At 72.6% G+C, this 7,570-nt stretch carries 6 protein-coding genes and 1 pseudogene; 6 read left to right on the forward strand and 1 reads right to left on the reverse strand.

The window, feature by feature from the left end; translation table 11 throughout:
* Positions 1 to 598: pseudogene (locus tag E0D90_RS21420) on the reverse strand (PucR family transcriptional regulator); the annotation flags it as partial.
* Positions 599 to 850: 252 nt separating this feature from the next.
* On the opposite strand from E0D90_RS21420, the gene E0D90_RS21425 reads away from it, so the two are divergent.
* The 6 genes from E0D90_RS21425 (at position 851) to E0D90_RS21445 (ending at position 7,523) form a co-directional block, all read left to right on the forward strand.
* The gene (locus E0D90_RS21425; RefSeq protein ID WP_130799702.1) at positions 851 to 1,777 is read left to right on the forward strand and encodes a proline dehydrogenase family protein; all 927 of its coding nucleotides are present in this window, start codon (positions 851 to 853) and stop codon (positions 1,775 to 1,777) included.
* 98 nt (positions 1,778 to 1,875) lie between these two features.
* On the forward strand, positions 1,876 to 3,507 hold the full coding sequence (gene pruA / locus E0D90_RS21430; protein ID WP_103502692.1) for an L-glutamate gamma-semialdehyde dehydrogenase: 1,632 nt from the start codon (positions 1,876 to 1,878) through the stop codon (positions 3,505 to 3,507).
* Positions 3,508 to 3,796: 289 nt separating this feature from the next.
* Positions 3,797 to 4,540 (forward strand): HAD family hydrolase, encoded by a 744-nt coding sequence (locus tag E0D90_RS21435; RefSeq protein ID WP_103502693.1) that lies wholly within the window; start codon positions 3,797 to 3,799, stop codon positions 4,538 to 4,540.
* A gap of 363 nt (positions 4,541 to 4,903) precedes the next feature.
* On the forward strand, positions 4,904 to 5,032 hold the full coding sequence (locus E0D90_RS28380; RefSeq protein ID WP_258037133.1) for a hypothetical protein: 129 nt from the start codon (positions 4,904 to 4,906) through the stop codon (positions 5,030 to 5,032).
* Between the two features lie 73 nt (positions 5,033 to 5,105).
* On the forward strand, positions 5,106 to 6,146 hold the full coding sequence (locus E0D90_RS21440) for a 3-isopropylmalate dehydrogenase (RefSeq protein WP_103502694.1): 1,041 nt from the start codon (positions 5,106 to 5,108) through the stop codon (positions 6,144 to 6,146).
* Between the two features lie 273 nt (positions 6,147 to 6,419).
* A complete protein-coding gene (locus tag E0D90_RS21445; RefSeq protein WP_130799703.1) occupies positions 6,420 to 7,523 on the forward strand; it encodes a branched-chain amino acid aminotransferase in 1,104 nt (367 codons plus the stop codon).
* The last annotated feature ends 47 nt before the right edge of the window (positions 7,524 to 7,570 follow it).

The raw sequence follows: 7,570 nt of genomic DNA on the forward strand, positions 1-7,570 counted from the left end.
CCCCCGGCACCGACGAGGCGGGCCCCGCGCCGCGCCCAGCCCACGGCGTCACCGCCACCACTGCCAGCCGGTCGTGGGCCCCATGCCGGACGGCGTCGCCCAGCGCCCGGGCGGCCGCCACCCGCCCCGACGGTGCGGCCTCCAGCAGCTCGGCGAGGAGATCCCCGGCGCGTGCCCCGGCGCGCGCTTCGGACGCGAGCCGGGTGCCCGCCCGCTCCGCGATCCGCCACGCCTGCGCCAGACGGGGATCGGCCAGGTCGAGAGCCCCGTCGTCCAGCAGCCAGATGTACCCGTAGGCCACGCCGCCGTGCCGGGCGGGCAGGCAGATCCGCCCCGTGCGCACCCCCGCCGCCGGCTCCGCCGGGATCCGGACCGGCCGGTCCGCGCGCGTGATGCCGAAGCTCTCGAACCAGCTGCGGACGGCGGGGGTCGAGCCCCGGCGCAGGATCGACCGGGTCCGGACCGGGTCCATCACCCGGTCGTCGTCGCTGTCGTGAACGCCGAAGGCGATCAGCGCGAAGTCCCGCCGCTCCAGCGTCGCCGGGGTGCCGAGCAGGGCCGACACCTCGTCGATCAGCTCCTGGTAGTCCTCGCGCATCGCCGCCGTCAACCTCCTCGCCGCCCGCGCCGCTCCGCCGGGTGGGTGCCCCCTGCGGGCCCCGTGGCCGGGGGTTGGCGTGGCGGGCCCGTCGCCGTGACCGGCCCGGCCCCATTGTGGTGCAGACATCCATCCTCATACATCTGTCTGAGATCGGGGCCACGGCGGCGTGACAGCTGTCGATAGGCCCCGTGCGGCGTGATCCTTAGGTTTCGGGTAGTCCACCTGTCAGACCGTCCTGTGGAGGTGCCCGTGCTGGGTCCTGTGCTTCTGGCCGCCGCGCGCAGCGACGGCCTGCGCCGTGTGGTGTCGTCGGCGCCCGTCACCCGCCCCGTCGTCGACCGCTTCGTCGCGGGGGAGGGGCTGGACTCGGCGCTCGCCGCCGTCCGCTCCCTGACCGGACGCAGCCTGGAGGTCACCCTCGACCACCTCGGTGAGGACGTCACGGACGCCTCCGAGGCGCTGCGGGCCCGCGACGCCTACCTGGCGCTCGCGGAGGCGCTCGCCGCCGAGGGCCTGGGGGAACGGGCCGAGATGTCGGTCAAGCTCTCCGCCTTCGGGCAGGCCCTGCCGGGTGGCCACGACATCGCGTACAACAACGTGCTGCCCGTCGTCGAGGCCGCCGCCGCGGCCGGCACCACGGTTACCCTCGACATGGAGGACCACACCACGGTGGACTCCACGCTGGCCGTCCTCGGCGAGCTGCGGGCACGCTTCCCGGAGACCGGCGCGGTGCTGCAGTCGTATCTGTTCCGCACCGAGGACGACTGCGCGGCGCTCGCCGTGGCGGGGTCCAGGGTGCGGCTGGTCAAGGGCGCCTACAAGGAGCCGGCGTCCGTGGCCCACCAGGAAAAGCACCAGGTGGACCGGGCCTACGTCCGCTGCCTGAAGACCCTCATGGCGGGAGGCGGCTACCCGATGATCGGGTCGCACGACCCCCGCCTGGTGGCCATCACCGAGGCGCTCGCCGCCCGGTTCGGGCGCAAGCCCGGGGAGTACGAGTTCCAGATGCTCTACGGCATCCGGGAGGCCGAGCAGCTGCGGCTGGCCGCCGCCGGTCACCGCATGCGGGTATACGTCCCGTACGGCACCGACTGGTACGGCTACTTCATGCGGCGGCTCGCCGAACGGCCGGCCAACCTGGCGTTCTTCGCCCGCTCCCTCGCGACCCGGAGCTGAGCCGCACGGGGCGGGCCGGCAGCGCCCCGTCCGCCCCACGACACCACCGATCCCAGTCCGACCCCCCGTACGCGACCCACTCGAAGGAGCCCAAGGCCATGGACGCTGTGACCCAGGTCCCCGCGCCGGTGAACGAGCCGGTGCACACCTACGCACCCGGCACCCCCGAGCGCGCCCGACTGGAACGGCAGCTCAAGGAACTCGCCGACAACCCGGTCGACCTCCCGCTGACGATCGGCGGCGTCAAGCGGATGGGGGGCGGCGAGCGCTTCCCGGTCGTGCAGCCGCACAACCACTCGGCCGTGCTGGGCACCTACGCCAACGCCACCGGTGACGACGCCCGCGACGCGATCGACGCGGCGCTCACGGCCGCCCCGGCCTGGCGCGCCATGTCCTTCGACGACCGTGCCGCGATCATCCTGCGCGCCGCCGAGCTGCTCTCCGGCCCGTGGCGCGAGAAGCTCGCCGCGTCCACCATGCTCGGCCAGTCGAAGACCGCCCAGCAGGCCGAGATCGACACCCCGTGCGAACTGATCGACTTCTGGCGCTTCAACGTCCACTACGCCCGCGAGATCCTGGCGGAGCAGCCGGTCGCCAACTCGCCCGGGGTGTGGAACCGGCTGGACCACCGGCCGCTGGAGGGATTCGTCTACGCGATCACCCCCTTCAACTTCACCGCGATCGCCGGGAACCTGCCGACCGCGCCCGCGCTCATGGGCAACGTCGTCATCTGGAAGCCCTCGCCGACCCAGACGCACGCCGCGGTGCTGCTGATGGAGCTGCTGGAGGAAGCCGGCATGCCCCCCGGCGTCATCAACCTCCTGACCGGCGACGGCAAGGACGTCTCCGACGTCGCCCTCAGCCACCGCGACCTGGCCGGGATCCACTTCACCGGCTCCACCAAGACCTTCCAGTACCTGTGGAGGACGGTCGGCGAGAACATCGAGGGCTACCGCAGCTACCCGCGGATCGTCGGTGAGACCGGGGGCAAGGACTTCCTGGTGGCACACCCCTCCGCCGACCCCGCCGTCCTCAAGACGGCCATGACCCGGGGCGCGTTCGAGTTCCAGGGCCAGAAGTGCTCCGCGCTCTCGCGTGCCTACGTCCCCGCCTCGCTGTGGGAGGGCGGCCTCAAGGACGAGCTGGCCGCCGAGGTGGAAGGGCTGGAGATGGGCCCGGTGACGGACCTCTCCAACTTCCTGTCCGCCGTCATCGACGACCGTTCCTTCGCCAAGAACAAGGCGGCCATCGACCGCGCCGCCGCCGACCCGTCCTGCGAGATCGTCGTGGGCGGCAGCTACGACGACTCGGTCGGGTACTACGTCCGCCCGACGGTGATCGCCTGCACCGACCCCGACAACGAGGTCTTCAAGGACGAGTACTTCGGCCCGATCCTCGCCGTCCACGTCTACGCGGACGACACCTACGAGGAGATGCTGCGGCAGATGGAGTCGGTCTCGGCCTACGGCCTGACCGGCGCCGTCATCGCGCGTGACCGTGCCGCCGCGGCCCACACGGCCGAGGTGCTGCGTTACGCCGCCGGCAACTTCTACATCAACGACAAGCCCACCGGCGCCGTGGTCGGTCAGCAGCCGTTCGGCGGCGGCCGCGCCTCCGGTACCAACGACAAGGCCGGCGCCAAGCAGAACCTGATGCGCTGGACGCTGACCCGCGCCATCAAGGAGACGCTGGTCCCGCCGACCGACTACCGCTACCCCCACATGGGCTGACCGCGTCGGCGACCCGCCCGGTCGCCGTCCGCCGGCCCCGGTGGACGCACCGCGACGTCCGCCCGCCTGGCCCGCACCACGGCCCTCCCCGTGGCCTGGCCCCGTGGCCCCGTGGCCCCGTTCCGGCACCCGCCGGGACGGGGCCACGTCGTCGCTCCGAGCCCTCGGCGCCGCCCCGGGGGCTTCCCGACGGCTCTCCTCCGCACCGGAGGCACCGGTCGCCGCCGCGTCTACCATCTGCGAGGAGAGGCGCTCCGCGCGTTCCGCAGCGAAAGGCGGCAAGAACCGTATGCCGATCCGTGCCGTGCTCTGGGACATCGACGACACCCTGTTCGACTACTCCGGCGCCGAACGCGCCGGGGTGCTCCGTCACCTCGCAGCCGAAGGGCTGCTGACCGACGGCGCCGAGACGCCGGAGGACGCCGCCGCCCGCTGGCGCCGCCTCATGGAGCACCACTACGCCCGCTTCGTGCGAGGTGAGCTGTCCATCCAGGAACAGCGCCGGGAACGCGCCCGCGGCTTTCTGGGCAGCGCGCTCCCGGACACCGAGGCCGACGCGTGGTTCGCCCGCTACCAGGAACGCTTCGAGGCGGCCTGGGCCCTCTTTCCCGACGTGGTGCCCGTGCTGGACCGTCTCGCGACCGGGTTCCGGCACGGTCTGCTGTCCAACTCCTCGGCGGCCACCCAGGACCGCAAGCTGCGCCGCCTCGGTATCCGCGACCGGTTCGAGGCCCTGGTGTGCTCGGACGACCTCGGCTGCGCCAAGCCCGACCCCGCCGCCTTCCACGCGGCGTGCATGACGATGAACCTCGAACCGGACGAGGTGGCGTACGTCGGGGACCGCCGTGACGTCGACGCGGAGGCGGCCGTCGCCGCCGGGCTGACCGGCGTCTGGCTGGACCGCGGCGGACGGGGCGGTCACCCGCCGGAGCTGGCGCGGGTCACCACGCTGGACGCCCTGCCCGAACTGCTCGGACCACCCGCGGCGGACACCGACGTCCACCCCGTGCCCTGGGCCGCCGCGCAACGCTGACCCGCCGGTTCCCGTCAGGCACGCGCCCGGAGAGCCGACCCGGACGCCGGTCTCCGCGCTGCTCCGGACTCCGCGCGGGCGTGTGTCGCCCGTCACCCGACGTCCACATCGCCGCAGCTCACCACGGGTGCGGACAATCAGCCGTCTCAGATAGTAGGACGTCCGCCTAGTTGTGGAGACAATCGCGGTTCGCTGCCTTACTTTTGTAGAAGCCGAACGCCTCGCTCCATCAGCGAACGGCGGATGCGGTCCGGCGCCCCACGCAGGTGATCCCTGCGGCGCCAAGGCCCCCGCCCCATGCGGCATCTGACAACCCGACCGTTTTCCCGCAGTAACCGGGTCTGCCGATGAAGGAGCTCTCCCATGGCTGTCACCACTCGTACCCGCCGCCGTCACGCCGCCCGCGCCGACGAGGCCGAGCGCCGCAACGCCGCCGCCGCGCTGCAGCGCGCCCTGGACCGTCGTGACAACGGCGGTTCCACCGGCCACTGACCCCGGCCGTCACCGCCGTCTCGCATCATGGACGGTATGTGTCACCACCTGGGACGAGGAGTAGGTTCCCCGCATGGTTCGCAGCATCGATCTCGCAGTGATCTCCGGTGACGGCATCGGCCCCGAGGTGGTGACCGAGGGACTGAAGGTCCTCGGCGCCGTACTTCCCTCCGGCATCAAGCTGGAGACCACCGAGTACGACCTCGGCGCCCGGCGCTGGCACGCGACGGGGGAGACGCTGACCGATGCCGAACTCGACCGTCTGCGGGGCCACGACGCGATCCTGCTCGGCGCGGTCGGCGACCCGGGGGTCCCCTCCGGCGTCCTGGAGCGGGGGCTCCTGCTCAAGCTGCGCTTCGCGTTCGACCACTATGTGAACCTGCGTCCCAGCAAGCTCTTCCCCAACACCCCGACGCCGCTCGCCGGCCGCCCCGACATCGACTTCGTGGTCGTCCGCGAGGGCACCGAGGGTCCCTACGTCGGCAACGGCGGCTCGATGCGCACCGGCACCCCCGCCGAGGTCGCCACCGAGGTCAGCCTCAACACCGCCTACGGCGTGGAGCGTGTCGTGCGCGACGCCTTCGAGCGGGCCTCGGCGCGTCCGGCCAAGAAGCTCACACTGGTACACAAGAACAACGTGCTGGTCCACGCCGGTCATCTCTGGGCCAACACCGTCGACCGGGTCGCCGCCGAGTACCCCGACGTCACGACGGACTACCTGCACGTCGACGCCGCGACGATCTTCCTCGTCACCCAGCCCGAGCGGTTCGACGTGATCGTCACCGACAACCTCTTCGGTGACATCCTCACCGACCTCGCCGCCGCCATCACCGGCGGCATCGGCCTGGCCGCGTCCGGGAACATCAACCCGACCGGCGCCTTCCCGTCGATGTTCGAGCCGGTCCACGGCTCCGCACCCGACATCGCGGGGACCGGCAAGGCCGACCCCACCGCCACCGTGCTCTCCGTGGCACTGCTGCTGCGCCACCTCGGCCACGAGGCCGAGGCGGCCCGGGTGGAGGACGCCGTCACGGCCGACCTGGCCGAGCGCGACGGCACCGCGCGCTCCACCGCCGAGATCGGCGACGCGCTCGCCGCACGAGTAGCCGGCTGACGGCCCGGCCCCACGCGGGCCACGCGCCGTGCCGCACCGCGCCACCGGGGACGCCGGTGGCGCGGTGCGCCCCTGTCTCCCCGGGTGCCCCTGGGCGCCCGGCGGGCCGCCACCCCTGTGTACGCCGGTCCTGCCCCACGCGTGATAATCGTGCGGGCGGAGCCGTCGCGGACCCCTGTGCTCGGACGTCCTAGTACCGTTCGGTGACGCGTACGGACCGCCGGGCGACGGGAAGCGCGGTCCGCCACACCCACTCAGCGAAGGACCCGCACGATGACGACGCCCCCTCTCGCATTCGACCTGAAGCCCTCCGCGCGGCCGCTGTCCGACGCCGACCGCGCCGCCGTGCTCGCCGACCCCGGATTCGGGCGGCACTTCACCGACCACATGGTCACCATCCGCTGGACCGAGGGGCGCGGCTGGCACGACGCCCAGCTCCAGCCCTACGCGCCGCTCCAGATGGACCCGGCGAACATGACGCTGCACTACGCGCAGTCCATCTTCGAAGGCCTCAAGGCATACCGGCAGCCGGACGGCGGCGTCGCCACCTTCCGCCCGGAGGAGAACGCCCGGCGCTTCCAGCGCTCGGCGCGCCGCCTGGCGATGCCCGAGCTGCCGGAGGAGATCTTCGTCGAGGCCATCGACATCCTGGTGCGGCAGGACCGGGCCTGGGTGCCCAGCGAGGGTGAGCAGTCGCTCTACATCCGGCCGTTCATGTTCGCCGCCGAAGTCGGCCTCGGTGTGCGTCCGGCCAACGAGTACCTGTTCATCGTGATCGCCTCCCCGGCCGGCGCCTACTTCCCCGGCGGGATCAAGCCCGTCTCGGTCTGGCTCTCCGAGGAGTACGTGCGCGCCGCTCCCGGCGGCACCGGTGAGGCCAAGTGCGCCGGCAACTACGCCGCCTCCCTCGTCGCCCAGGCCGAGGCGGCCGGCCACGGCTGCGACCAGGTCGTCTGGCTGGACGCAGTGGAGCGCCGCTGGATCGAGGAGATGGGAGGGATGAACCTCTACTTCGTCCAGGGCACGGGGGACGACACCCGCATCGTCACCCCCGAACTGACCGGAACCCTGCTGCCGGGCATCACCCGCCTCTCGCTGCTGCAGATCGCCGAGGACCTCGGCTACGCCACCGGCGAGGTCCGGCTCACCACCGAGGACTGGCGACGCGGCAACGCCGACGGCTCCATCTCCGAGGTCTTCGCGTGCGGCACCGCCGCCGTGATCACCCCGGTCGGCTCGGTGAAGTCCACCAGCGCCTCGTGGACTGTCGGAGACGGCGGCCCCGGCCCCGTCACCTCCCGGCTCCGCGAGAAGCTGCTCGCCATCCAGACGGGCGACGAGGCCGACCCGCACGGCTGGCGGCACCGCATCCTCTGACCGTGCCGGGCGAAGCGGGAGCGGAGCCCTCCCGCTTCGCCCGGCAC

The sequence above is a fragment of the Streptomyces otsuchiensis genome (genome assembly GCF_004305975.1).
Taxonomy (GTDB): domain Bacteria; phylum Actinomycetota; class Actinomycetes; order Streptomycetales; family Streptomycetaceae; genus Streptomyces; species Streptomyces otsuchiensis.

What these genes read in the sequence shown, in the direction of transcription:
- E0D90_RS28380 (WP_258037133.1), top strand. Translation starts at nt 4,904, where the DNA reads ATGGCTGTCACCACTCGTACCCGCCGCCGTCACGCCGCCCGCGCCGAC.
- pruA (WP_103502692.1), top strand. Translation starts at nt 1,876, where the DNA reads ATGGACGCTGTGACCCAGGTCCCCGCGCCGGTGAACGAGCCGGTGCAC.
- E0D90_RS21445 (WP_130799703.1), top strand. Translation starts at nt 6,420, where the DNA reads ATGACGACGCCCCCTCTCGCATTCGACCTGAAGCCCTCCGCGCGGCCG.
- E0D90_RS21440 (WP_103502694.1), top strand. Translation starts at nt 5,106, where the DNA reads ATGGTTCGCAGCATCGATCTCGCAGTGATCTCCGGTGACGGCATCGGC.
- E0D90_RS21435 (WP_103502693.1), top strand. Translation starts at nt 3,797, where the DNA reads ATGCCGATCCGTGCCGTGCTCTGGGACATCGACGACACCCTGTTCGAC.